24 protein-coding genes and 1 pseudogene are annotated in these 25,454 nt (G+C 48.2%); 11 read left to right on the forward strand and 14 right to left on the reverse strand.

The annotated features are described in order from the left end of the window. The first annotated feature begins 72 nt into the window (after positions 1–72). From H8S65_RS00130 to H8S65_RS00150, 5 genes and pseudogenes are all read left to right on the forward strand, one after another. Positions 73–1,191: a redoxin domain-containing protein gene (locus tag H8S65_RS00130; RefSeq protein WP_186927938.1), complete on the forward strand. Its 1,119-nt coding sequence runs from the start codon at positions 73–75 to the stop codon at positions 1,189–1,191. Positions 1,192–1,310: 119 nt separating this feature from the next. Continuing rightward, on the forward strand, positions 1,311–2,003 hold the full coding sequence (locus tag H8S65_RS00135) for an iron-sulfur cluster assembly scaffold protein (protein ID WP_186927939.1): 693 nt from the start codon (positions 1,311–1,313) through the stop codon (positions 2,001–2,003). Next, complete coding sequence (locus H8S65_RS00140) at positions 1,996–2,187, forward strand: hypothetical protein (protein WP_008145831.1); 192 nt, start codon at positions 1,996–1,998, stop codon at positions 2,185–2,187. Before H8S65_RS00135 ends, H8S65_RS00140 begins: the two co-directional genes overlap by 8 nt. An 8-nt stretch (positions 2,188–2,195) precedes the next feature. Further along, entirely contained in the window at positions 2,196–3,197 is a 1,002-nt protein-coding gene (locus tag H8S65_RS00145; RefSeq protein WP_186927940.1) for a GGGtGRT protein, read from the forward strand. Between the two features lie 645 nt (positions 3,198–3,842). After that, a pseudogene (locus H8S65_RS00150) lies at positions 3,843–4,877 on the forward strand (TQO small subunit DoxD). Between the two features lie 101 nt (positions 4,878–4,978). Here H8S65_RS00150 and H8S65_RS00155 read toward each other — a convergent pair. The 11 genes from H8S65_RS00155 to H8S65_RS00205 form a co-directional block, all read right to left on the reverse strand. Further along, the gene (locus H8S65_RS00155; protein WP_186927941.1) at positions 4,979–5,494 is read right to left on the reverse strand and encodes a DsbA family protein; all 516 of its coding nucleotides are present in this window, start codon (positions 5,492–5,494) and stop codon (positions 4,979–4,981) included. A gap of 293 nt (positions 5,495–5,787) precedes the next feature. Further along, positions 5,788–6,222, reverse strand: a complete 435-nt coding sequence (locus tag H8S65_RS00160) for a hypothetical protein (protein WP_186927942.1) — start codon at positions 6,220–6,222, stop codon at positions 5,788–5,790. A 9-nt stretch (positions 6,223–6,231) separates the two neighbouring features. Then, entirely contained in the window at positions 6,232–7,959 is a 1,728-nt protein-coding gene (locus H8S65_RS00165) for a serine protease (protein WP_186927943.1), read from the reverse strand. 189 nt (positions 7,960–8,148) lie between these two features. Continuing rightward, a complete protein-coding gene (locus H8S65_RS00170) occupies positions 8,149–9,321 on the reverse strand; it encodes an ABC transporter permease (RefSeq protein ID WP_186927944.1) in 1,173 nt (390 codons plus the stop codon). Positions 9,322–9,337: 16 nt separating this feature from the next. After that, positions 9,338–10,528, reverse strand: a complete 1,191-nt coding sequence (locus H8S65_RS00175) for an ABC transporter permease (RefSeq protein WP_186927945.1) — start codon at positions 10,526–10,528, stop codon at positions 9,338–9,340. Positions 10,529–10,580: 52 nt separating this feature from the next. Further along, positions 10,581–11,579, reverse strand: a complete 999-nt coding sequence (locus H8S65_RS00180; protein ID WP_186927946.1) for an HlyD family secretion protein — start codon at positions 11,577–11,579, stop codon at positions 10,581–10,583. Positions 11,580–11,597: 18 nt separating this feature from the next. Then, positions 11,598–13,031, reverse strand: coding sequence for a TolC family protein (locus H8S65_RS00185; RefSeq protein WP_186927947.1), 1,434 nt, complete (start codon positions 13,029–13,031; stop codon positions 11,598–11,600). A gap of 74 nt (positions 13,032–13,105) precedes the next feature. After that, positions 13,106–14,311 carry an MFS transporter gene (locus H8S65_RS00190; protein ID WP_186927948.1) on the reverse strand — a complete coding sequence of 402 codons (1,206 nt, stop codon included), beginning with the start codon at positions 14,309–14,311 and terminating at the stop codon, positions 13,106–13,108. 422 nt (positions 14,312–14,733) lie between these two features. Beyond that, complete coding sequence (locus H8S65_RS00195) at positions 14,734–15,267, reverse strand: FHA domain-containing protein (RefSeq protein WP_186927949.1); 534 nt, start codon at positions 15,265–15,267, stop codon at positions 14,734–14,736. Between the two features lie 294 nt (positions 15,268–15,561). Continuing rightward, complete coding sequence (locus H8S65_RS00200; protein ID WP_186927950.1) at positions 15,562–16,440, reverse strand: NAD kinase; 879 nt, start codon at positions 16,438–16,440, stop codon at positions 15,562–15,564. Between the two features lie 24 nt (positions 16,441–16,464). Then, a complete protein-coding gene (locus tag H8S65_RS00205; protein WP_186927951.1) occupies positions 16,465–17,124 on the reverse strand; it encodes a CBS domain-containing protein in 660 nt (219 codons plus the stop codon). Positions 17,125–17,209: 85 nt separating this feature from the next. Here H8S65_RS00205 and H8S65_RS00210 point away from each other — a divergent pair, with 85 nt between their 5' ends. The 5 genes from H8S65_RS00210 to H8S65_RS00230 are packed head-to-tail and all read left to right on the forward strand — an operon-like array spanning position 17,210 to position 20,564. Further along, positions 17,210–17,932 (forward strand): pyridoxine 5'-phosphate synthase, encoded by a 723-nt coding sequence (locus H8S65_RS00210; RefSeq protein ID WP_186927952.1) that lies wholly within the window; start codon positions 17,210–17,212, stop codon positions 17,930–17,932. A 33-nt stretch (positions 17,933–17,965) separates the two neighbouring features. Continuing rightward, positions 17,966–18,676 (forward strand): MotA/TolQ/ExbB proton channel family protein, encoded by a 711-nt coding sequence (locus tag H8S65_RS00215; protein WP_186927953.1) that lies wholly within the window; start codon positions 17,966–17,968, stop codon positions 18,674–18,676. 2 nt (positions 18,677–18,678) lie between these two features. Next, the gene (locus tag H8S65_RS00220; RefSeq protein WP_186927954.1) at positions 18,679–19,089 is read left to right on the forward strand and encodes an ExbD/TolR family protein; all 411 of its coding nucleotides are present in this window, start codon (positions 18,679–18,681) and stop codon (positions 19,087–19,089) included. 18 nt (positions 19,090–19,107) lie between these two features. Next, complete coding sequence (locus H8S65_RS00225; protein ID WP_186927955.1) at positions 19,108–19,962, forward strand: energy transducer TonB family protein; 855 nt, start codon at positions 19,108–19,110, stop codon at positions 19,960–19,962. 56 nt (positions 19,963–20,018) lie between these two features. Then, positions 20,019–20,564, forward strand: a complete 546-nt coding sequence (locus H8S65_RS00230) for a DJ-1 family glyoxalase III (RefSeq protein WP_186927956.1) — start codon at positions 20,019–20,021, stop codon at positions 20,562–20,564. An 80-nt stretch (positions 20,565–20,644) separates the two neighbouring features. On the opposite strand, the gene H8S65_RS00235 is transcribed toward H8S65_RS00230, so the two are convergent. Next, a complete protein-coding gene (locus tag H8S65_RS00235; RefSeq protein ID WP_186927957.1) occupies positions 20,645–21,763 on the reverse strand; it encodes a DUF4934 domain-containing protein in 1,119 nt (372 codons plus the stop codon). Continuing rightward, a complete protein-coding gene (locus H8S65_RS00240; protein WP_186927958.1) occupies positions 21,760–22,818 on the reverse strand; it encodes a hypothetical protein in 1,059 nt (352 codons plus the stop codon). The genes H8S65_RS00235 and H8S65_RS00240 overlap by 4 nt, the downstream gene beginning before the upstream one ends. A gap of 753 nt (positions 22,819–23,571) precedes the next feature. Here H8S65_RS00240 and H8S65_RS00245 point away from each other — a divergent pair. Next, the gene (locus H8S65_RS00245; protein WP_186927959.1) at positions 23,572–24,513 is read left to right on the forward strand and encodes a DMT family transporter; all 942 of its coding nucleotides are present in this window, start codon (positions 23,572–23,574) and stop codon (positions 24,511–24,513) included. A gap of 9 nt (positions 24,514–24,522) precedes the next feature. Here the strand turns inward: H8S65_RS00245 and menA are convergent, their stop codons facing one another. Beyond that, on the reverse strand, positions 24,523–25,422 hold the full coding sequence (gene menA / locus H8S65_RS00250) for a 1,4-dihydroxy-2-naphthoate octaprenyltransferase (RefSeq protein ID WP_186927960.1): 900 nt from the start codon (positions 25,420–25,422) through the stop codon (positions 24,523–24,525). Positions 25,423–25,454 lie beyond the last annotated feature (32 nt).

A 25,454-nucleotide genomic window follows, 5' to 3' on the forward strand; every position in this document is an offset into this window, starting at 1 on the left:
AATTTTTTCTTACTTTTGCACCAAACGTCTGTAACTAATAAAGTATTAATCGTTTTAATACAACGTAAATATATGAAAAAGTATCTTCCTATCGCCGCTTCCGTCCTGCTTCTTGCAGCCTGTAGCGAAAAACCGGGTTACGAAATTACCGGTACCGTTTCAAACAGTGATTTGAACGGTAAGTATGTATACCTCTATGAATATGGGGTAAAAGACGCTGCACCACTGGATAGCGCCTTAGTACAAAACGGAGCTTTTGCCCTGAAAGGCACACAAAACGCCCCCGCCCTCCGTACTCTCCGTTTTTCGGAAGAAGTGGTTGAACCGGTACGGGTCGCCCCTGGAGAAAACGCTCCGTTCATGGCAACATTCGTACTGGAAAACGGGAAATTGGCAGTCGTACTGGATTCGACTTCCACTGTTAGCGGTACACCTGAAAATGATGCACAAAAAGAGTTGCAGGCTAAGATTAAAGACTTACGCTCCGGTATAGACAAATTGGTTGCCGATATGAAATCGGGTGATGAAAACCTGATCAAACAAGCAGAAGCTAAGTATGAGGAAATCGACCGGAAGATTACAGAAGCCGTTGTCAACTACATCCTAACCCATACGGACAAACAATCTGCCGCCAAGAACCTGTACGATTTCCGTTACAACATCGACGAAGACCGGCAAAATGAAATCATCTCCAAAGCTGATTCTTCTTTCAAATCCGTTCCGGGAATCAACTACATGATCGATCATCTGAATGTACTGAAAAAGGTTGCCGTAGGACAGAAGTTCACGGATTTCGAAATGCCGGATGCCAAAGGTGAAATGCACAAACTCTCCGAATACGTCGGTAACGGCAAAATCGTCCTGATCGATTTCTGGGCATCCTGGTGTCCTCCCTGCCGCGCAGAAATGCCGAACCTGGTCAAAGCCTATAAAGACTACAAGGGCAAAGGATTCGATATCGTCGGCATCTCGCTGGACAGTAAAGCCGACGCATGGGCCAAAGGCGTAAAAGACCTGAACATCACCTGGACACAGTTGTCCGACCTGAAAGGCTGGCAGAACGGCGGAGCCGCCCTTTATGGCGTCAACAGCATCCCTCATACCGTACTGGTTGACAAAGACGGCACGATCATCGCCAAGAACCTGCACGGCCAGGAACTGGAAGATAAAATTAAAGAAGTTTTGAAATAACCGGGCCTGTTGCACGGCTGAATTAAAAATTTTATCTTTGTGCGGTCTTTTATAAAGCGATCTTACATTAAAATTAGCATAAAGTTTTATTATCACTTTAATATAATAAATTAGCGATTATGATTTATTCACATGAAGTTCAACACATGTGTGTTGTAAAAAAGGGAGCTAACCACCAGTGTGCTCCGATTCCTGAAGAAGGAAAGTGGGTTAGAGCAACTCAGATTTCTGACATTTCTGGTTTGACTCACGGTATCGGTTGGTGTGCACCGAAACAGGGTGGATGTAAGCTGACTCTGAACGTTAAAGAAGGAATTATCCAGGAAGCACTTGTAGAAACTATCGGTTGCTCAGGTATGACTCACTCTGCTGCTATGGCTTCAGAAATCCTGCCGGGCAAAACACTGTTGGAAGCATTGAACACTGACCTTGTTTGTGACGCTATCAACACTGCAATGCGCGAATTGTTCCTGCAGATCGTTTACGGTCGTACACAGTCTGCTTTCTCTGAAGACGGTCTGCCTATCGGTGCCGGTCTGGAAGACTTGGGTAAAGGTCTGCGTAGCCAGGTCGGTACAATGTACGGAACACTGGCTAAGGGTACTCGTTACCTGGAAATGGCTGAAGGCTACTGTACTCGTATGGCTCTCGATGCTGACGACGAAGTAATCGGTTACGAATTTGTTCACCTGGGCAAGTTCATGGATATGGTAAAGAAGGGTATGGATGCTAACGAAGCACTGGAAAAAGCTAAGGGCTCTTACGGTCGTTTCAAAGAAGCTGTAAAATATATCGATCCTCGTAATGAATAAGAAAACACTGACACGCGTCCTCTTCGGGCTGATCGCAATCACCATAGTGGCAACGGTTATCGCTTACTTCGTGATTAAGCCGGACCGTCCCTGGATGGCTTTTTATGTGGCCTGCTGCGGCGGTGTGCTTGTTTTCAATTTTCTGATATCTTTATTTCTGGTAAATAAGAACTTAAAAAAGTAAAAAATAATATGGCTTTATTTGAAAGTTATGACCGCCGTATCGATCATATCAACGCGGTTTTAAAAGAATATGGTATCAACGGTATCGAAGAAGCAAAGGCTATCTGCGACGCTAAAGGTATCGACCCTTATACAATGTGTAAGGAAACACAACCTATCTGTTTCGAAAATGCTTGCTGGGCTTACGTTGTAGGTGCTGCTATTGCAATCAAGAAGGGCTGCACAAATGCTGCCGAAGCTGCCGAAGCTATCGGTATCGGTCTGCAGGCATTCTGTATCGCCGGTTCTGTTGCCGACGATCGTAAGGTAGGTATCGGCCACGGTAATCTGGCTGCCCGTCTGCTTCGTGAAGAAACAAAATGTTTCGCATTCCTGGCAGGCCACGAATCTTTCGCTGCTGCCGAAGGTGCTATCAAGATCGCAGAAATGGCAAACAAAGTTCGTAAAGAACCGTTGCGCGTTATCTTGAACGGTCTGGGTAAGGATGCTGCTAAAATCATTTCCCGTATCAACGGCTTCACTTACGTTCAGACTCAGTTCGACTATATGACTGGCGAAGTAAACGTAATCGAAGAAAAAGCATACTCTACCGGTCTGCGTGCTAAAGTTAAGTGCTACGGTGCTGACGACGTTCGCGAAGGTGTTGCTATCATGCGTAAAGAAGGTGTTGACGTGTCTATCACAGGTAACTCTACTAACCCGACTCGTTTCCAGCACCCGGTTGCAGGCACTTACAAGAAAGAATGTATGGAAAACGGTCACCCGTATTTCTCTGTAGCTTCAGGTGGTGGTACAGGCCGTACCCTGCATCCGGATAACATGGCAGCCGGTCCTGCTTCTTATGGTATGACCGACACGATGGGCCGTATGCACGGTGACGCTCAGTTCGCCGGTTCTTCATCCGTTCCCGCTCACGTGGAAATGATGGGCTTCTTAGGTATGGGTAACAACCCGATGGTAGGTGCTACTGTTGCTGTAGCTGTTGCTATCGAGGAAGCTATGAAGAAGTAAAAGACTATCATTTATAGTATAAGCAGAGTCCTTGCAATCCGCGGATTGCAAGGACTTTTTTATTAAATGGAAATATAATCAGAAAAATATGTAGAAAATCAAAACAAAATGGAACGCCGGTTGTTACATTATAAACAAACATAGTAAAAAAAGTTCATTCAATAAAGCAATGATAACCGGAATTCTGATATTCCACGAAAAATGTAACTTCAATAAATGACGGCATCTAAAACAGGTAAACATTTAGCAGGCTTCATCCTATTTCCGATGATGTTCTTCCTATTGCTCTCCTGCCCTACCAAAAGGGAGCTTAAGCAGATGATGAATATTCATTTGCGAACAGTCAAAGTCGAGAATTGCAACAAAGTGCGCAATACCTGTTCCTTCGAAGTATCTGCACCTGGTAAGGAGCAAAACAATCCTCAATACACACATTTGGCCGGCCTTTCTCCGGACGGCACACAGTTCTGCTTGCCCTCTACGACAGTCCTATCCGAACAAGTAAGGCGAAACACAGATGTATTCATACAGCAATCGCTGTTCATCTGCTATCGTAAACTAATTATTTAAGAGTTATTCCAAGACAAATTACTTTTACGAAAAAGACTCAAACAAATTAGTACACTTACAAAAACATTAAGAAACATGATAAATCAGAATAAGCAGGAGATGCTCGATGCATACTCCATAGTCGGTTTATTTACCTTTTCATTACGATTGGTTGTCGGATGAACCTATTTTTCAGCTTTTTGGAGACGTCTCGTCTTAGAGAATAAACTGATACCGGATGTACCCGGTTATATCGGAGAGAAATTCAACCATTTCCTCCCCAACGCTTTCGGTATCAAACCGATGATCGAATATCTGGTTACGACACCGGATGTCCTCTGGTGGGCGATGGTTATATTTACCATCATTGAAGGAATCGTCGGGCTATTGATTATGCTTGGCTTTTTTACCCGCTTAATGAGTATCGGGGTTTTCAGCCTGGCTACCGGTATCCTGCTGGGATCGGGATGGCTGGGGACTACCTGCCTCGATGAATGGCAGATCGGGATATTGGGAGCAACTGCGGGCTTCACGATCTTTCTGTCAGGAGGGGGAAAATATTCACTCGACTATCTATTACTCCCCAAGATACAAGCCTTACGGAACCAGTCATGGTTGGTATGGCTGACTTCCGGAGCACTTCCTTTAAGGGCCGGCACGCTCGGCAAGATTGCCGGAGCCGGAGCTTTTGCCCTTTTGTTTGTGTCGCTTGCAACAAATCAGATCTTCCACAACGGGGTATGGGGAAAGCTGCATAACAAATCGGTTAAACCTAAAATAGAGATATCAGACGCGAGTATACAGAGCGGCAAGTTGTCCTTCACTGTTTACCGTGTTGAAGGGGCGGATGTATATGGTTCTTTCCTGATCGGCATCACGTTGAAAGACAAAAACGGGAATGTGGTCTTGAATAAGGATGCAGAAGCACTGTCCCGCTTTCCGGTATCAAACATTCAAAATCAGTATATAGCCAAAGTCGCACCAGGCAAACACAGCCTGGTTATTCCGCTCGGAAGCAAAGCCGACCTGACGATCAGCGACAACTCTTTAGCTGATCTGCCTAAAGGGAGATACGAATTGCTTCTCACGGATGTCAGCGGCATTACCTGGCAAACAGATCTTAGATACTAACATACCATTTTCCCTTTAAAGAAGAGGCTTAATGCTCATCTCTTCAGAGATTAAGCCTCCTTCTTCAACACTAACCCTTCTTGCCGATGAGTCTGTCCGGTTCACTTAAGAAGTGACTTCAGATATTCCGGAAACTCGTTAGTCATCCAGTTACCCTCGTAAATCTTTCCATTTATAAAGAAAGTGGGAGTTCCTTCTACACCGGCCTTATTACCTGAATCGTAGTCTTCCTGTACCTTGCGGACGAAACGTTCCTGCCCGAAGTCTTCTTTGAACTTCTTGACATCCATATCGATAAGACGGGCATACTCGATCAAATGGGCATCATCGAGTTCTTTCTGGTTCTCGAACAGGATATCGTGCATTTCCCAGAACTTGTCCTGTGCCGAGGCTGTTTCGGCAGCAACAGCCGCATGTACGGCATATTGGTGTAACTCGTCCAACGGGTAGTTACGAAAGATGAAGCGGATTTTATCACCCTGCTCTTTCAGGATATCTTTCATAATATAAAAAGCCTTTCCGCAATAGGAACATTGAAAATCCGCGTATTCTACTATTTCTATCGGGGCATCGGCGGAGCCCAGGATATGATCCTTATTTGTCACATGTAAATTCATATTGATAATTATTTAGTTGATTATGAATTAAGAACACCTCTTCCCTCCTATTTGTTCCGAATATTATACATTCGTTTTGGATCGTTAGTTCTCTTTTTATTTACCTCCACAGCCAAGAAAAGAGGTTGCACAATGTATGTGCCTGTCGGGAGGCACGAATGATTTGAAGAAGGTGATTAACAGGCAGTAGGAAAATCGGAAATGCGAAAAAGCTGAAAGAAAAAGGGGGAATCCAATTAAGCCTTTGAGACGAATAAAAGGATAGCCCCCTAAATACCGGCTTGTGATGCAGGCTATTTCTTAACTAAAGTATATTTATATCCTGTTTCCGAGCAGTCTTGCAGGATAAGAGTATCACCTTTGATAGACACAGGATAGGCCGGGTTGGTCTCGTAGAAAACATCCATCAGATAGGCTTCATAGCCGGCCCCCGTATCCGCTTTGCGCCAGTTCAAGGCCCCCGGTTCGGCTTTGCCGTCCTCCGTCCAGACATACTGGTCGTCTGCAAACTTGATGAAGGTATTCTCATATTCGCAGAACTCACGGGCATTCTTGCCACTCACCAGTTCCCATTCGCCGTTGACCAGTGTCTTGATCTCAGGGAGATCCTTATCGAACAACGTTACATTCACGTTTTCCGTTTCCTTCTTCTTATTGCTCTGACAAGCCGTACCAAACAGCAGGACAGCAACAAGCAACAACGGCAATACATTCATCAGTTTCTTCATATTCCTCTCTTATTTACAATGTTCCTTTATCAACTTTTCGGCAAGCGGATCACCCAATTCTTTAGCTTTGTTGAATGCTTCGCAAGCTTCTGCTTTCTTCTCCAAACGGACGTAACAAACGCCCCGTAAGCGGTAGCAGGCTCCGAAATCAGGAGCGATTGCGATTGCCTTCTCTATACTTTTCAGTGCATCTTCATACTTCTGCTGGCGAACGTAGATGGAGGCTTCTTCCGCATAGTAGTCGGGCGTATCGGGACTTCCTTGTATTGCAGCCTGGATATCCTTCAAAGCGCCTTCCAGGTCACCGGCACGGAACTTGGCCTGTTCGCGTAGGAAGAAGAAGTTCGGAAGCACCTGACCACCGACCAGCGTATAATATAGGTCATAGTCGGCGATAGCCTCCGTGTATTGTGCAAGACGCAGGCGCCAGTCGATTCGTTCCAGCACATAAGCTGCCGCCTCGGCATTCATGGTTGTCCCGCATTTCTCGATCGCCTTGTCCAGCAAGTCGATCACATCACCGATATTAAAACCGGTAATCCTTTCTTTTGCCTTTGCTGCCAGGTAATAGGAAGAAGCAGAGGCGATATCGCTGTTATTAACGATCATATACTCATCGAATGCCTGTTGAAACTCTCCTTTATTAAACAAGATATCTGCCCTTAACTGGTGGTAGGCAGGCAGGTTGTCCTCTTCGATCGCCTTGTCCAGTGCCTCCATAGCGGCTTCGGTTGTCCAGGCGGGATCAGCCAGCGTGCTGTCGGCCGAAGCAACACCGTAGATCAACTTAGCCTGGTTATACCAGAAATCACCCTTCTTGTCGCTATATTTGGAAGCGGTTTTTATGTCGTCCAACGCCTTTTGCAGGTAAGCTGCCTGTTCAGCCGGAGAGTTTGCCAATGCCGCACGATTGTAGGCATAAAGATCGGAACGGTTCAGGTAACCATCAGGAACATCCGGGAAAGTGGCGATAAAATCATTGACCGTTTCCAGGCGTGCCTTTACATCCTGCGTGCCACTGATCAGGTAGAGCGCAACAGTAGCCTGGTCCAGTTCCTTCGGCCATCCTTTTGGTATATTGATATTGCGATATGTAGAGCTTAGGTAATCGGCAGAGCCTATTGCTAAACTACCTGCATATCCGGCAGAAAGGCCGTAGCAAATATCTTTCTTTCCACCGGCATCAGCCTGTGCCAGCCCGAACACTTCACCTTCGGGAGTCAGTAACGGGGCATTGAGTTCGTTTTCCTCCAATGCGATTGCCATCTTATAATATTTATACGGATCTTTCAATTTGCTTACTTCGGTAATAGCACCTGATTTAAAGGTAGCGTTCTTGCCGGTAGAGTACAACAGCAGATAGGCATTCGTCCCATTTGTGACAGGATCAGTAGCGATCGGCAGGAAAGCAGTTTTTTTCGGCACTTCGACCTGAAACTTTACGGCGTCATACAGTTCGTCTGCGCCTTGGATATTCTTAACCGGGAAAGTCTTTCCCTCGAAGTCCGTGACCGTTGCTTTCTCTGCTCCCTTAAAGATATCGTATGCAGAGACCGCTTCGCCTGTTTCAGAGATAAAGAATCCCGTACTGGTTGCGAGTTTATTTCCATCCTTTCCATAAGTAGTAATTGTAAAAACCGCCTTCTTGGCTTTATCCATCCATTTAGGGGCATTTTTCTGTGCTGCCGCCGAGAGGCACAGGCAGCTGATCAAGATCAAATGTAGTATTCGTTTCATTTCTTTTTCATGTTATCAGATACAGACGCAAATGTAAGTATTTATCTTAGAATATACGCATCATGGTGTTAAGAAAGCTAACAGATTTCCACTATCTTGCCTGCTGTCAAACATCTTATACCCGCCAGGATAGCATCTTCATTTTCCTTTCAGTGATCGGGTTGACGGGATTGGATTGGAGCTATATCTCTACCTTTTTACCATCGCTTTCCGGATATTATACCTGTAAACCAGGCAAGCCGTCACAAAATAGAATGCGCATTGTACCCATAGGGTAATATATTCGGGTTGTATCTCGCTCATTGAGGCTCCCATCGAGTTCAACTTGACATAAGCCATTGTCGCCGGGGCTGCCGGGATGATATAATGTGTCAATTTCCAGTACCAGGGCATTAGTTCCATCGGGTAAGAGACACCGGAGAGGAAGATAAGGCCGACAGAGAAGAAGGCGATCATCAGAAGCGGCGCGTCGGAGTCCGTGAAGAACAGGGACGCCGTAAGCCCGAAAAAGCTGGTCGCCAACAGGAAGGGAATCATCAGCATGATGACATACAGCGGGTTGCCGATATCCGGAAGGCCGAACATCAAGGGGATCAGCCCCAAGAGGAACAAAGCGAAAACCGCATACAGCATGCCATAGACAAACGTCTTGCCGATCACCACCTGCGCCATTTGCCCGAAAGAGAGGTTTACGGGGTTGCCGGCAAAACGGACAATCGAGCCGCTGTGCCGTTCGTCGCCGCTTATCATGGCGATCACCATCATTAACGTCTGGAAGATGATCACGACCAGAACCGAGGGGATCAGGTAAGTCCCATAACCCTCGGTCGGATTATAGAGGGCGGTCCCGACTACTTCGACGGCCTGAGCCGAAGCCAGTTTCGGGGCGGCCTGCTGAGGCAGGAACACCAGCATCTCCGGTCGATAGTCATCGTTCAGTGCCAACATGGAGGCGGCTGATGCTTCCTGCATGGCGAGGTAGTAGAGGAAAGCGCTCGTCGTCTCATACATGATAAAGACAGACTGTTCGCCACGGGCAACACGATCCTCGAAGTCGTCCGGCAGGTAAAGGATACCAGCCGCCTGGCCCGACTTCATCATGTCCTGAGCCTCCGGGTAGCCGGTAGCTGTAGTCACAACATTGACTTGCGGGGTGGCGTCGAGCAGGCGGACGTAGTGGCGGCTCAGTTCGCTATGGGAATGATCGACGACAGCGACCGGGACTTTACGAACCAGGTCGGGAGCATACATATAATTATATAGCAAGCCGTAGACAAAGATACCACCCATCAGCACGAGCAGGATGGCATAACTGCCGGCAATAGTCTTGAACTCATCGTGTATAACAGATATTACTTTCATATTTATATTTCTTTTTTTAAGAGACGAGATGCCTCCACGTCTCTTCGTTCAAAATCGCTTTCTTCAAACGGGGCAACATCAGCAACGCGGGAAGAAGGAAGCAGAGCAGCGCAGCGTAATTCACCCATGTCCAAGCAAAGCCGTAATCCCCGTAGAGCAAGTTCTGGTAGATCTCAGTGAAGTGGCGGACAGGGAACAGGTAGGAAGCATAATGCACCGGCGCATACATCGAAGGTGCGGGAAAAGTCACGCCTGACAGCGTTGCACCAAGCGAACCGACCATCGAAACGATGCTGATAATGATGCTGAGCGCGGGAAAGATGGAGAAGATAAACACCGCTAATGCTTGTGTCGAGACGACAAACAGGATAGCCGTAAGATTGAGCGGCCAGAAACCGCATGAGAACGGTATGTGCATAAGACCGAACATGACATAGTTCGCCAATATGCTCATCAGGCTGAAGACAACGGTGTAAGGCAATAGCTTTCCCGCTACCGCCGTCACGATATTGCCGCCTGCCGCCGAGAGCCACTCCAACCCCGTCCCGAACTTGATCTCACTTCCGATGGCATAGACCGTTGTCAGCAGGATAATGACCTGGAAGAGGATAAAGAAAAAGGGGTTACTCAGGTAGACCGAGTAGTCCAGATCGGGATTGAACAGGGGGTGGTTGCTGGCCTTGACGGGAAGCAGGAAGGTGGTGATACGCTCCTCCCCGATTCCTAAGGCGGTGGCTTGCATCATGACCGGGGCCATCGAGAGTTGGCGAAGGACGGTTTCGAAAGCGCCGCGTACCTCACCCCCTACGCTCAGGAGGGCATAATGGTAGTAGTAGGCAAGCGTCGCCTGTCGTCCGGCTATGGCGTCGGCCGTGAAGCCGGTGGGGATCACAAGGTAACCATATATCTCTTTCGACTGGGTGGCACGCCGGGCAGCTGCTTCGTCGGCATAGTGGCGGGTGACCTTGAAGGTGGGGACAGCTTCGACGGTCCGCACGACTTCCCTCGACATGGAGGTATTGTCTTCATCGACGATACCGACGGGTATGTTCTCCATCTGCCCGTTACCGAAGATCGTAGACATGAAGAAGATGCAGAACAGCGGTAGCACGATGCACACCCCAAAATAGAGACGCCGTGAGACCATCCGGTCCAGTTCACGCCGGAGGATAGTTCGAAAGGCGTTATGTTTGTTTGTTTCACTCATCGTTAAAATGTTGTTTTACAAATGATGATTTACCTGTAACGATAAATCATCATTACTTATCTACATCTTTCAGGTCGACCAATACCGACATTCCGGGGCGCAGACCTTCCACCTTTCCGACCGGTAGGGCGTGTATCTCGAACGTACGGAGGTCGTAGCTACCCGTCTGCTTGGTCGATTTCCAGGTGGCAAAGCTACCTAAGGGGCTGACATAATTGATCTTGAACTCGATGTTCTTCTTGTCGATTGCCGGGACATCTGCAACAAACGTCCCTCCCATCGGGAAGAACGGCAGGCGATCTTCCCTGACATTCAGCACCACATGTACGTCGTCAAGCACGATCAGGTTCATAATGGGCATCCCGGCTCCGACCAGTTCTCCCCTTTTCGGGAAGATTGTCGATATCTGGCCGGATTCCGGGGCTATCAGTCGGGCATCCTGCAAGAGGGCGGCGACCTCTTCGACCGTGCCTTTAGCAGCGTTCACTAAGGAACGGGCACTCTCTTTGTCCTGTATCTGGGCGCCGTCGAGCGCCATCTGATATTGGTTCCAGGCCGCGCGTTCACCGGCAACGGCGGCATCATACAGGGCTTTCACCTCGTCCCGTCGTTGTGAAGAGACGACGCTATCTTTATACAGGGCTTCGATACGGTTGTAGGTGGTCTTTGCCAGTTCGAGGTCTGACTTCGATTTGTTCCAGAGTTGCTGGACGGTGGCAATGATCTGCTTGCGCGTTCCTTCGTCTACCTTCTGGTTCTGGAAGCGAGCAACATTTTCAAGGGCGTTCACTTGTTGGTATTTGGCGAGTGCTTCGGGGCTATTGATGACGACAAGGGTGTCACCAGCCTTTACATTCTGCCCTTCCTTTACTAAGAATGTGTCGATACGGCCCGGTAGTTTTCCGGAGATGCGTATCTCGGTTGCTTCGATCTGTCCCTGCAAGATTACAGGTTTGTCCTTCAACAGGAGCATGCCTGCGAAAGACAGGATGATTACGGCGATCAGCACTACTATAAAGGAGATCGTCAGGTATTTCTTCGATTTGTCCATGATTATACGGTTTTATGTTTATAAGATCTCTGTTTTACCGTCCATCCGGTATTGGTGGAAGGCTTCGGGAATGCCACAAATGGATAGGAGGTTGGCAAGCGCCACGTCGTACTGGTAGTAGGCGAGCAGGAAGGCAGTCTTAACCTTTGAGAGTACCACTTGGGCGTCTACCACGTCCGAGGAGGTAGCCATTCCTTCCTTGAAGGACTTCTCGCGGATGCGGACCAGTTCGTTGCTCATCTCAAGTGTAGTGTTCAGCGCCTTGACATTGTCCATCGCATTCTGCATCTGGGAGTAGAACTTATCGACTCCTACCTGTAAATCGGTCACTGCTTTCTCTTTCCCGATGGCGAGCGACTGGCTGGTCAGGCGTGCCTGCCGGATACGTTTCTCCCGGTCGAGGCCGTCGAAGATGTTCCAGGTAAAGCCTACCCCGATCATCGTGCGCGGCATAAGGTATTTGTCGAGTCCGTCCGCATAGAGGGTCTGCTTGCCGATCAGGGCGATGTTGGGGAGGTAGCCTGTACGACCGATCTTCAACTGGTCGCCGGCGATGTTTTCCTGTAACTTCAGTTGGTTGACCAGGTAGTTATTAAAGGGGATCATCTCCTTGAAGTAGTTGGCCGAAGGAATGCTCTCGTTGATAAAGAGGGAGGTTGTCGTACGAATCTCCTGTTCTTCCCCTATATTGATCATGCTCTTGAGTGCCTGGCTGGCGACTTCGAGGTCTTTCCGGGCGGATTCGAGTTCGCGCTTTGCCTCTTCCATGCTTACCTGTGCGACAAGACGCTCGGCCCGGTTGATCATTCCTTGTTGTTCCAGCTTCAAGGCCTGGTCGTAATGAGTTTTCAGAGAGTTGTAGGTTTCAGCCTTTACCTCGACAACCCGCTGGCCGAGGCGCAGGCCGAAATAGCTTTCGATCAGCAATGCCTGCTGATTCGCGCTTACCTGTTCACGGTTGACTTCGGCGACGGAGACGAGTTTCTTGCCGATCTTGCTGGCATAGATACGTTTGCCGCCTGTAAAGATGGGCCAGGTCAGGTTTGCATCGATCGACGTGACGTTTTGCGAGATGAGCGGTAGCGTCAATGTGTTTTGTCCGATTTTATCGAGAAGTGATGAGATAAACTGGTCGTTGGGCAGGATGGAATGGACATACTCTTTCGCCGGATCGGTAAACTGGTTCAAGGACTGACGTACCTCGACCGGGTTCGACATATGCACATAAGCTCCTGCGGCGCTGATAGTGGGATACCAAAAAGCATTGAGTTTCTGGTGTTCGTTCTTCGCCAGTTCCACTTCCTTTCCGGCAATCTTGAGACTCCTGTTCTCGCTTTGCAAGAGCGTGAGGGATTGCTCCAGCGACAAGTCCATCGGCTCTGTTTGGGCAGAGACAAAGGCAGGAAGAAGCCACAACAGGGCGATGCTGAAGTGAGTAAAGTTATAAATCATAAGTGCGTCTAAATTTAGTTTGTGCGAAATTTATGATTTATAACAAGGCGATCACCTTTATTGTTCCCTTGCCCCTACCGTTTCTTTTTAAGGTCGGGCAAGAACCACGTAACCAATCCGATGAGCGGCATATATCCACAGACGTTATAGACCGCCTCTATTCCATACCGGTCGGCCATATTCCCCAATACGGCCGATGCGATCCCCGCCACCCCGAAAGCAAAACCGAAAAAAAGGCCGGAGATCAGACCTAATTTATAAGGCAGCAATTCCTGTGCATACACTAAGATAGCCGGGAAAGCAGACGACAAGGTCAGGCCGACACAGAAGCTGAGGATCGCCGTCAGGTAGAGGTTCTCCACATGGGGCATGATCAGTGTGAACGGGGCGGCTCCTAAGATGGAGGCCCAGATCACGTACTTGCGCCCTACGCGGTCACCGATCGGTCCGCCTAACAGCGTCCCGATAGCCGTTGCAATCAGGAAGACGAACAGGTAAAGCTGGGAGACCTGCACACTGACCCCGAACTTATGGATCAGGTAGAAGGTGTAGTAGCTGTTCAAACTCGCCATATAAATATATTTAGAGAAGATCAGGATCAGCAGGATCGTTATCGAAAAGACGGTCTTTCCCATCGGTAGCGGTGTGCGGACATGCGCTTTATCCGTTTCCCCTTCCGCTTTCTTCAACCGGAGCAACAGGCCTTTATACCAATGGCCGACGGGTATCATCACCATAATCGCGATAAAGGCCATAATTGTGAACAAGGCGATATGCCTCCGCCCGTAGGGAGCTACGAACACGGCGGCAAGCAACGGCCCCAATGACCCGCCCAGGTTTCCCCCGACCTGGAACAACGATTGCGCCAATCCCCGCTTTCCGCCTGATGCGAGCGAAGTCAACCGGGAAGCCTCCGGATGGAAGACCGACGAGCCGATCCCTACCAATGCCACCGAACAAAGGACTAATGGAAGCGTATTGGCAAAAGCCAGACTCAACAACCCCACGAGCGTAAAACTCATTCCTGTCGGCAACGACCATGCCGAGGGCCATTTGTCAAAGAACAGTCCTGTCAATGGTTGGCATACGGATGCTGCCGACTGGTAGACGAGTGTTATCAATCCGATCTGGGCAAAGCTCAACCCTAAATCTTCCTTAAATAGTGGATAAACAGCCGAGATAACGGACTGTAATGTGTCATTCAAGCAATGACATATGCTCAAAGCGACCAGTACACGGAAGGTGATCCCCGTAGTGGCCTGTACCCTGTTCTGTTCCATTAATTAACCTTATTGCCTCTTTCGATTGCAAAAGTACATATAAAAAAGGGATCTGTCAGAAAGATTGTTCGAAATATCCGATTTAACACTTACATTTTAATACAATACAAGGATTACAGACTAACTGATAGCTCTTTAAGTCCTATTTAACCATAGTTAATAAAACTTTTATTTAAAATCTTTGTGGTTCTTTATGCAAAAGGGCGTGAGCCAAACCCGATATGAGTTGTTTTATACTCGAAGTCTAAAACAAAAAGCATGAATAATGATTCTTTAGCTTAGTTTACTGAACCGGAGTTGAAAAGGATTTTTTGCATCCATCTCTCCCGAAACCTACGCCAAATTCCCCCTATCTCCCTTATCGCCCTGATGCAAGAGGTCAGTTTCACTCCGGGGCAGTATCTAAGTTTAAATCGCAAACCCTACTCTTCCTCCCCTCCCGGTACATGGAGAATAAAGGTGGTAGCACCGATCGTTACAATGGCGCCTTCGCCGATGCGTACCTGTTCTTTCTTTCCGACAAGGACACTACACAGGAATGTTCCGGTAAGGCTTGGGAAATCGCGCAACGTGTAAACAAGCTTCCCTTCTTTATCTTCTTTCACATTTATCACACAATGTTTACGGCCCATGCTGGGGTCGCTCGTGATGATGGGGACATCGACTCCGTCGGTATCTTTATTACGGCGTCCGATCACGTTATCGCCCATTACGAGGGGAAGTTCCTGTTTGAACCCGAAAGTGTTTTCGATTACCGTAATATAGCCGCAGGAGAAATCCGGCTCCTTTACCTCTTTCTCCTGCCCCGATTCGGTACGGACAACTTTTCGCCCTAACTTGATCTTGAACTGGGAACCACATTGCGGGCATACGAATGCCAACACTTTACCCTCCGGGTATTTTGTTTCGTCAAACGCTAACTGATTATCACATTTGGGGCAGAAAACTCTCTTCATATCTTATTTTTGGATCTTGACATATAATTGTATGCAAAGATACGGTTTTTCCCTTACATAACACAAAGATGCCATAGTTCTGCGGTTATCCTGCAAATCCGTGCCATCATATACAAAAAAAGGCCATCCGTCACGGACAGCCAATCTTCATTGTTAACCTTAAATCTAATACCATGAAAAACACAGTGCAAATATACGGGTTTTATGTTATGTAGCACACATTTTCACTTGGAAAATTCATTTGCTTAACCATGTTTAACAAAAACATGCTATAAAACATAATTATAGAGACATCTATTTCATCCTTGTATCGGCTCCCCACATGAGTTTTTCACGGAGGGTCTGATAAAAAGTATGGTTATATCGTTTGATCACTTTGGTCGTATAATCAGCTTTACTCACCCGTAGTTGTATACCGGTCGGGAATATTTCGGAACGCCCGTCAAGGGCGATCAGGAAATATTTATTCCGGCTTTCCACCCCCAGCGTGATCGTAAAGGAATCGGGAATTACCAGCGGACGGACATTCAACGAATGCGGGGCGACGGGGCTCAATACCAAATTCTTGCTTTGCGGGATGATGATCGGGCCGTTCACGCTCATCGAATAGGCCGTTGAACCTGTCGGTGTAGAAATGACCAGGCCGTCAGCCTGATAAGAGGTCAGGTATTCCCCGTCGAGCGCCGTATGGATCGTAATCATGGAAGAGGTGTCCCGTTTCAGGATCGCAATCTCATTCAAGGCATAATTATAACCGTGAAACATCCGGTCTTCCGTATGAAGGCGCAATAAAGTACGCTCTTCCGTCTTATAATAGTTTTTGAATAATTCGTCCAAGGTATCTTCAATATCATTGCTTGCCACATCCGCCAAAAAACCGAGACGGCCGGTGTTGATGCCTAAAATGGGGATATCCTGCTTATTCACACGGGCGGCCGTACGCAAAAACGTCCCGTCTCCTCCCAGGCTCAACGCCACATCCAGATCAAACTCGTCGCTTGTCAGGATGCCCGATACCGGCGGTTCATAATTCAAAGCATCCGTAAGGAAGAGATAAAAGTCACGGTCCACAAAAACCTCGGCCTCCAAAGAAGCCAGCTTTTCAAACAAACGCTTAATCACAAGCTGCTTATCCGCCTGATATTCACTCCCGAAAACTCCTACTTTCTTCATCTTCAATTCTCAATTTTCAAATCCCTATATGTTCATATAACGGACCAATTCTTCCATTCGTTGTTGCAACAGGTCGTCCACCATCCCCTTTTCCATGAAATAGTAAAGAACCGTATAATTAAAACGTTCAAAACTACGGATCACAGGAGAAGCGTCTTCCAGATCGATCTTGACAACCAGATGCAACCGCCCGGTCGTCTTATCCGTATAGGAAAGCAGGCTCAGGACATGCGCATTATTCGCCTCGATCAAGCGGGCGATATCCGTCATCGAATAATCCTGCGGCATCACTTCCAGCACAAAAACACTTCCGGCCGTATCGGCATTGCAAAGCTCGGACAGGATATCGACCAGTTTATCGCGCGTAATGGCTCCGCGATATTCCCCCTCCGCACTCACGACCGGAAGAAGGCTCAACCGATAGCGGGTGACCAATGCCAACGCCTCATGGATATGGGTATCTTCCCGTACACTCGGTGAAAACAGTACCGGATCTCCGATAGCGGCATTCGGATCGGGCATCGCCAACAGGTCTTTTTCCGAAACCAGGCACCGATATATGTTTTCGCTTAACAATGGCAGATGCTTTAACTTAAAATCATCCATCAAGGCTAATGCGTATTCCCCAGTGTCAAAACTTTTTAACACCGGAAGTTCTTCCGTTATGAAATCTTTCACCAACATTCTTCTGTATATTCCCTAAATACTGCTAAATTTGCCGATACTTTTGTGCAAATGTAATGAAAGAAAAAAGATATAACGATATACGATGACAAATTTAAGTGTAAACATTAACAAGGTCGCAACCATTCGTAACGCACGCGGTGGCAATGTACCAAACGTATTAAAAGTAGCATTGGATTGTGAAGCTTTCGGCGCACAAGGGATTACCGTCCATCCCAGACCGGACGAACGCCATATCCGGTATAGCGATGTATATGCCTTGAAACCGGAAATAAAAACAGAGTTTAACATAGAAGGCTATCCTTGCGAGAAGTTTATAGACCTGGTCCTGAAAGTAAAACCGACGCAGGTGACGCTTGTGCCGGACGCGCCCGATGCCATTACTTCAAATGCCGGTTGGGATGTAAAAACCCACTTCGGCCAGTTGAGCGAATTAGTCGATACTTTTACTTCACACGGCGTCCGTACTTCCATATTTGTCGGGACGGACCTTGAGAATATCGAGCTGGCCGCCAAGACAGGAACCGACCGTATCGAGTTATACACGGAACCTTACGCGACCCGCTATCCGGCAAACCGTGAAGAAGCGATCGCACCGTTCATCGCCGCCGCCAGACTTGCCAAGAGCCTGGGATTAGGCGTAAATGCCGGCCATGACCTGAGTTTGGAAAACCTGGCTTATTTCCATCAAAACATTCCGGGGCTGGACGAAGTGTCGATCGGGCATGCCTTGATCTGCGACGCCCTCTATTACGGTTTGAAAGAAACAATCTCACTCTATAAAGGTTGTTTGCAACCCACCCTTTAATTATTAATTCTTTAATTCTTTAATTGAATAAAAATGAGCATTTTACTTTCCCTGCAAGCAGTAGGGGCACAAACAACGGAACAGATGCCGGACCTCACGGCGGTAACAGCACCCACGGAAGCTGAAATCAATGTAATCGACCTGGCTTTCAAAGGGGGTTGGATCATGGTTGTCTTATTGTTATTGTCGCTGATGGCATGTTATATATTTATCCAGCGCCTGATGGTCATCCGCCGCGCCGGTAAGGAAGATGAAACATTTATGAACCGCATCAAGGACTACATCCATGAAGGGAAGGTCGACTCGGCCCTGAACCTGTGCCGGAGCACCAACACCCCTTCCGCCCGCATGATCGAGAAAGGTATCACCCGCCTGGGACGCCCGATGAACGACGTGCTGGTTGCTATCGAGAATGTGGGCAACCTGGAGATTGCCAAACTGGAAAAGGGATTCCCGCTGATCGCCACGACGGCCGCCGGCGCCCCGATGTTGGGATTCTTGGGTACGGTGACCGGTATGGTCCGCGCCTTCTTCGATATGGCAAATGCCGGGACGAATGTAGACGTAACCTTGTTGTCGGGCGGTATCTATGAAGCGTTGGTGACAACGGTAGGCGGCCTGGTAGTCGGCATCATCACCCTGTTTGCCTACAACTATCTGGTTTCGCAGGTAGACAACGTAGTAAACAAGATGGAAGCCCGCACGATGGAATTTATGGACTTATTGAACGAACCCGCTAATTGATCATGGCTTTAAAACGAAGAACAAAAGTAAACGAGAGCTTCAGCATGGCTTCTATGACGGACGTCATATTCCTGTTGTTGATTTTCTTTATGGTTACCTCTACGGTAGTAATTCCGAACGCCATCAAGGTGACACTCCCGCAAGCGCAGAAGCAAACGGCCGCCAAGCCGCTTACGCGTGTCACGATCGATGCGAACCTGAATTACTATGTAGCCTTCGGCAACCAGCGGGAAAAGCTGATCTCCTTCGAAGAAATCACGCCGTTCCTGCAAGATAGTTATGCAAAAGAGCCGGAAATGTTTGTAGCCTTGTATGCAGACGAAACGGTTCCTTACAGGGAAATCGTACGTATTCTTAACATCGCTAACGAAAATAAATTCAAGATGGTACTTGCCACGAGAGCGCAGAAATAGTTTCAACTTAAAAAGAGTATGAAGTTAAATAAAGATGACATATACGGCATAGCGGGTTCGGTTGTTTTCCACCTGTTCATCCTGCTGATCCTGGGGTTCACGGTCCTGAAGACGATCGTTCCCGACGAGGATGGCGGCATTCTGGTGAACTTCGGGAATGTCAATGCGGCATCAGGGACATTCGAGCCTAAATATACCGGACAGGAACCGCCTCAGGAAACGACTACTCCCCCTCCTCCCGTACCCGAACCGAAGGTTGAAACACCCAAGGAAGAACTGGTAACGCAGGACATCGAGGAAAGCGTTGCGATTGAAGAAGCGAAAAAGAAAAAAGAGAAAGAAGAGCTACGCAAGAAAGAGGAGGAAAAGAAACGGAAAGAAGAAGCTGAAAAAGAACGCATCCGTAAGGAAGAAGCCGAGAAGAAACGCCTTGCCGAAGAACGCCGCAAGAAAGAGCAGGCCATCAGCAACAAGGTCGCAGGAGCTTTCGGCATGGGCAACCAGGAAGGGGATAGCCAGGGGGATGCCGGATCAGGGACCGGCAACCAGGGCAGCCCGTTCGGCAACTCCGACCACGGAGCCGACGAAGGCGTGGGAGGCTACGGCTCGTTCAACCTGAACGGACGTTCGATCGGCGCAGGAGGCCTTCCCCGTCCTGCCTACACGATCCAGGAAGAGGGGCGAATCGTGATCAACATTACGGTAGATCCAAAAGGAAATGTTATATTTGCAGAGATAGGCAAGGGGACCAACATCGACAACGGTTCCATGCGCAAGAGTGCCCTGGATGCGGCCAAACGCGCCAAGTTCAATAGCATCGGCGGGGCGAACAACCAGAGTGGCACGATCACCTATCTGTATAAACTGAAGTAGTAAAACGATTGAGGTGAAAGGTCTTTCACCTTTCAACTAAAAAGAAGGGAGTTAATATGAAGAAAGCAATGGTATTTTTAGCAAGTGGTTTCGAAGAGATGGAAGCCATGGGCGTAGTCGACATCTTGCGTCGCGGAGGCATAGAAGCCGAAACGGTGTCCATCACAGGCGAGCGGGTCGTAACAGGTGCGCACAACATCCTGGTAACCGCCGACACGACCCTGGAAAACGCGACGTTGGACGGCGCCGCCGCCCTCATCCTTCCCGGAGGGTTGCCCGGCGCGACCAACCTGGATAGTTCCGAACCGGTCAAGGAAGCATTGCTCCAGCAATATCGCGAAGGCCGCATCGTTGCCGCGATCTGCGCCGCTCCGTTGGTACTGGGCGGACTGGGGTTGCTGAAAGGCCGCAATGCGACTTGCTATCCCGGTTTCGAACCGAAACTGATCGGCGCGAACGTCACCGGCGAAGCCGTTGAAGTGTCCGACAACGTCATAACGGGCAAAGGCCCCGGATTGGTCATGAACTTCGCTCTCGCCCTGGTAGCCGCCATCAAGAACGACGCGGTTGCGGAAGAGGTGGCCGCAGGGTTGCTTTTGTAAAAAAGGATTCGTCCTTAATTAAAGCAGGAAAGTGTGTCAAGCACGAGGACAAGAGTTTTTGGCACACCTTCCTTCTTCAATTAATTGCATACATACCGCAACAATACCGGATTGTCATCCTCTTTTACCATTTCAAACCCCTTTTTCCCTACTAAATCAACCGCATCTTTTATTGCATAGAGGGAACCCGGCACGGAGGTCTTGATCAATTTGCCGCCTTTTTTGACTGACAGCCAGGGAGCTTCCGGTGAAATTAGATTCGCATGCGGATAAAAGCGATCCTGCTTCTTGTCATACAAAGCCATAAACGGTTTCATCTTTTCCCCTTTATATTCCGAAATCGCATAGAAGACAAAATTATAAGCACTTGTTTCAAACAGGTCGAATATCTGGATGCGTGGTCCGTCTGGCCTTACTTTCGGTGTAAAGTCCGCCACTATCGTCAATTCGTCATACGCCCATTTCATCTTACCCGTCTGGAAAAGCCACGCAGGCTCGATTTTACTTTCATCAATGCGATACACCGTATCATTAAAATAATGATAGGTGTACATATCCCCGTCAAGTACATAAATAAAAGATTGCCCAATATAACCCTCCGTTCCCATTTCCCGGTCACGCTTGCACAACGTGTCCATCCGGGCCGCCTGCACGTCATAGCAATATAAATCCGGCATAACCGAATTGCCGGTCGTCAGATAATAAACCTTTCCATTCTTATACCTGAAATTATCCATCCAAGTCTCTTCCGGCAACTTGAAAGAACGGAGAAAGCGGCCGTCAAAATCATAGACAGTCATCTTCCGGCCGAAATAATCCATCACATATAAAGAATGTTCCTTTTCAACCGGCTGGATAACTTTGGCAGACACATATTCCTTCGGTCCCTGCCCAATTGCACCTATATGCTGGAGGAAGTGACCGGACTTGTCAAACTTATAAATCAGATTATCAGATATCAGCCAGTAGAAATCATGACTTTCCTCCAAGACCGATATATTCTTGATCAGGCAATCGTTCGTCGTTTCGAGCGGTATCGCATCGACCTTCATTCCCAAAGCGTCAAGAGACAGTTCCTGACCCGGATTAATCAGCCCTACATCATTCAATGTCAAAGACAATAAGCCTGAGTCTGTTTCCTGCTGGCAGGAACAGAGCAGCAACCCCAACAAGAGTCCTGTCCAATCTAATGTTTTCATCTCTTTTTATTTTTTATAGGTTTCCAATAGAAGTAATTTAAAACCAAGTTATCCCGATCCGGGGCATTCTCCAAATTATACGGAAGTTCCTTTTTCTCCTCTTTAAGATGGTCAGCCCGGTCATATATCTGTAAAAAACAGGTTCCCTCCTCGTTCAGAAAAACAGGAAACCGGGTATCCATTGCAATCGTCTTCCCTTGGATAAAAAACTCATAGCCGGAATCCTTTATCTTTAAATCCTTATAGAGGATAGCCATCGTGGTGCACCTGTACAGCTTCTCTTTCACGAGATAGTCGGAACGGTACTGTATCCACCAATAGTCTCCGGTTTCCCAAAGACCGGTTATACACAGACGTCTGTTATTTTTCAATGCATGCGTCTTACTTCCAAACCGTGCCCCGTCCTTTCCCATGTTACAGATGAAAACCGGAAGGCAGCTATCCCCTTTCAACAAGTACAGCGTATCATTCAGCAAATACTTATAGAACTTGCCTTCCGCCCCATTGCCGACCACCTGCAACGGGCAAGCCAGGCTATCAGGCAGAGCCATAGGTTTCCGCCCTTTTCCCCGGACAGGTAAACGGATCAGTTCCCCACCGAAAGTCTTCATTTTGAATACTGCCGGATCAGGAAATTCATCTGTCAACAGGACAAGCTGTCCGCCTCCCGTACAATCGACATTCGTATAGGTATACGCTCGATCGAGCTGCATGCGTCCATTCTCCCTGCCATCGGACAAGAAAGAAACCAGTTCCGCCCTCTTCCCGTCCAGCCCGTATAACGTGCCGGTCAGCGTGTCAAGGGCGAAAGAGCTGAAACAGTGCGATGAGAGAAAGCGATGTCTTAACTTCCCGGACGGAAATTCGTAACAACGCAATTCACCGTCTGCCAATACATATAAAGATTCCCCCATAGCCGTCATCTTACAAATATCTTTCGGCTGGAAACCACCCGTACTGTCCAAGAACGCAGCTCCATAATTTTGGATCTGATAGCCGGGAGAATCATCTATTACGATACAGTTGGCATTTTGCAGTTCCTCAATATCCAACACCGGCAAAAGTTGTTTTTTCCCACATGAGAAACAACTTATAATAAAAAGCAGAACAAGCACTTTTTTCATAATACCTCTCTTTTCAGGTAAAAATAAACAGTAACCGGACATAAATAGGATTCAGGGACAATTTAACAAGAACAAACAAGCAGATTGTCCAATATTTGGACAGTTACGACAAAGCATAGCTTTAGGGAGGTTAAGGTTCATCCGATAATCATTGGGGATAAACACAAGGGCGAAACCGGTTACACAGATCGGTCCAAAACAGATAATTACAGAAAAAGACTTTCGACAAGAGCCAAAAAGATATTCGGCTCAGGACGATAATAAAAAGAGTTATAAGATAAGACTTAATCCACTATATATTAGAATATTAAAAAGCCAGACAACCTCTTTATTTTTCACCTGAATATGTTGCTTTGGATGAGAGGCCGGAGGGGATATAGCCTATTTGAATCAGGACAAGACAGGGTGAAAGTAAATTTTTTAAGATGAAGGCAGTCCTGTGGTGCTTGGCTTCACCCTTTTATACATTGATAATCAAAATGTATTAAGAAAGAGTGAAGCCAAATCGGTCGTTTGAAAAAGAGTTTGAAAATAAGAATACGAATCAATTGGACAATATACCAATGAGAGAAGATGTGAACTATCCGAATGATGATTTATAGCGGACGTAAATTTTGGTAAGGTTGACCATTTCAACTACCTTTGCCGGCGGTTTTATCAAAAAGAAAAAGAAGTAGTAGTGCTATGAGTAATTTAAAAGGGTTCGCCTTTGGCATCCTGACATCCGCGACGTTCGGGTTGATCCCGTTGTTTACCTTGCCTTTGATGGCGGAAGGGATGCTATTCGATTCGATCCTGTTCTATCGCTTCCTGTTTGCGGCATTGGCCCTGGCAGGGATTATGGCCGCAAAGAAAGAATCTTTCCATGTGGAAAGGGGGGAAATCCCGGTATTGGTGTTGTTGGGTTTTTTCTATACGGCTTCCGCCATGTTCCTGTTCTGGGGATATAGCTTCATGTCGGCCGGGATCGCTACGACGCTCCATTTCACCTATCCGGTATTCGTGACCCTGATCATGCTGCTGGTCTTCAAGGAGAAGACTTCCCGGATTACCCTGATGGCGATCGTGCTGGCCATTTGCGGGGTGGCTCGCCTTTCGATCGATGAAGGGGATACGAGGCTGAGCGCATCAGGCGTTTTCATCGTGTTGTTGTCGGCGGTCGGATACGCGCTCTATATCACGACCGTCAATAAATCCTTTGCCGGAGGGTCGACCCGCGGGCTGAAGATGACCGGCCGCAAACTGACCTTCTACGTCTTTATCGTCAGCACGATCCTGTTTGCCGTCAAGGCCGGGACCCATGAAGGCATACAACCGGTCCCCGACCTGATGTCTTTTGCCAATCTGGTCCTGTTGGCGATTGTCCCGACGGTTATCTCCAACATCACCCTCGTACTTGCCGTGCATAATATCGGCGGGACGCTTACCGCCGTATTGGGAGCCGTGGAGCCTATCACCGCCGTATGTGTCGGGGTATTGGTTTTCAACGAACCTTTCACCCCCAACCTGGCGATGGGCATCCTGCTTATCATCGTCGCCGTAACCCTGATAATCCTGTCCAAGTCGATCCAGGGCGCCTTGCGGAAAATCTACAGGAAAGCGACCCATTTGCAAGCATTGAAATAGCCCTCCCCGCTATCCGCCCCGGCCTGCATATACGAACAGGAGGGAAAGGACCAGCGCAAACAGGAATACATTGCGCGCCGTACGCCCCAACGTGCCGTTCAACGCTCTTCCTTCCAGCGTAAACAGCTCCCGTGTCGTGTAAAAGCAAAGGGCGAACAGGATCCCGAATAAGAACAGGATCCACCAGGGAGCATCCAGGATAAGCGGAAGGACCAGGAGGAACGCCAGGCATTCATTCAGGACATAAAACACCCGGCCGAAGCGGCGGCCGAACAAAACGACCGTCGTCCGTTTGCGGGCAACCTTATCCTGCCCGTAATCCCGGTAATTATTGACGACCAAGATGTTTACGGACAAAAGCCCCAAAGCCACCGATAATAAAAAAGACAATAAGGAGAAGCTCAACGTCTGTATATAATAGGTGAAACAAACCGGTATGACCCCGTAGAACAACAATACGCAGACATCCCCCAGCCCGTTATAAGCCAAGGGGAAAGGCCCGGCAGAATAGGCCAGCACGCCTATGGCGACCGCAATCCCTACCCCTATCAGCCTCCAATCCGCAAAACAGACCAGCAACAAGCCGAACAGGCAAGCCAGCCCCAACGCCACGAACGTGCCCGCCAGCATGGCCTTCGGCGTGATCCATCCTTGCGCGACCGCCCGCTCGGGGCCCAACCGGCCTTCCCCGTCGGCTCCCTTCTTGAAATCAAAATAGTCATTGGCGAAGTTGCTGGCAACCTGGGCGAAGAGCGCCACCAGGAAACACAACAAGGCCGGCACCACGTCGAACGCCCCGTCATAATAGGCCAACGCGCATCCCAGCAAAACCGGGCTGGCAGAGGCCGGCAAAGTCTTGGGACGTGCCGCCTCCACCCAAGCCCCGGCAAGAGATTTTTTATCTTCCATATCTGTCATATGCATAATTTGCATGCAAAAGT

The organism is Parabacteroides hominis (genome assembly GCF_014287585.1).
GTDB classification, from domain to species: Bacteria; Bacteroidota; Bacteroidia; order Bacteroidales; family Tannerellaceae; genus Parabacteroides; species Parabacteroides hominis.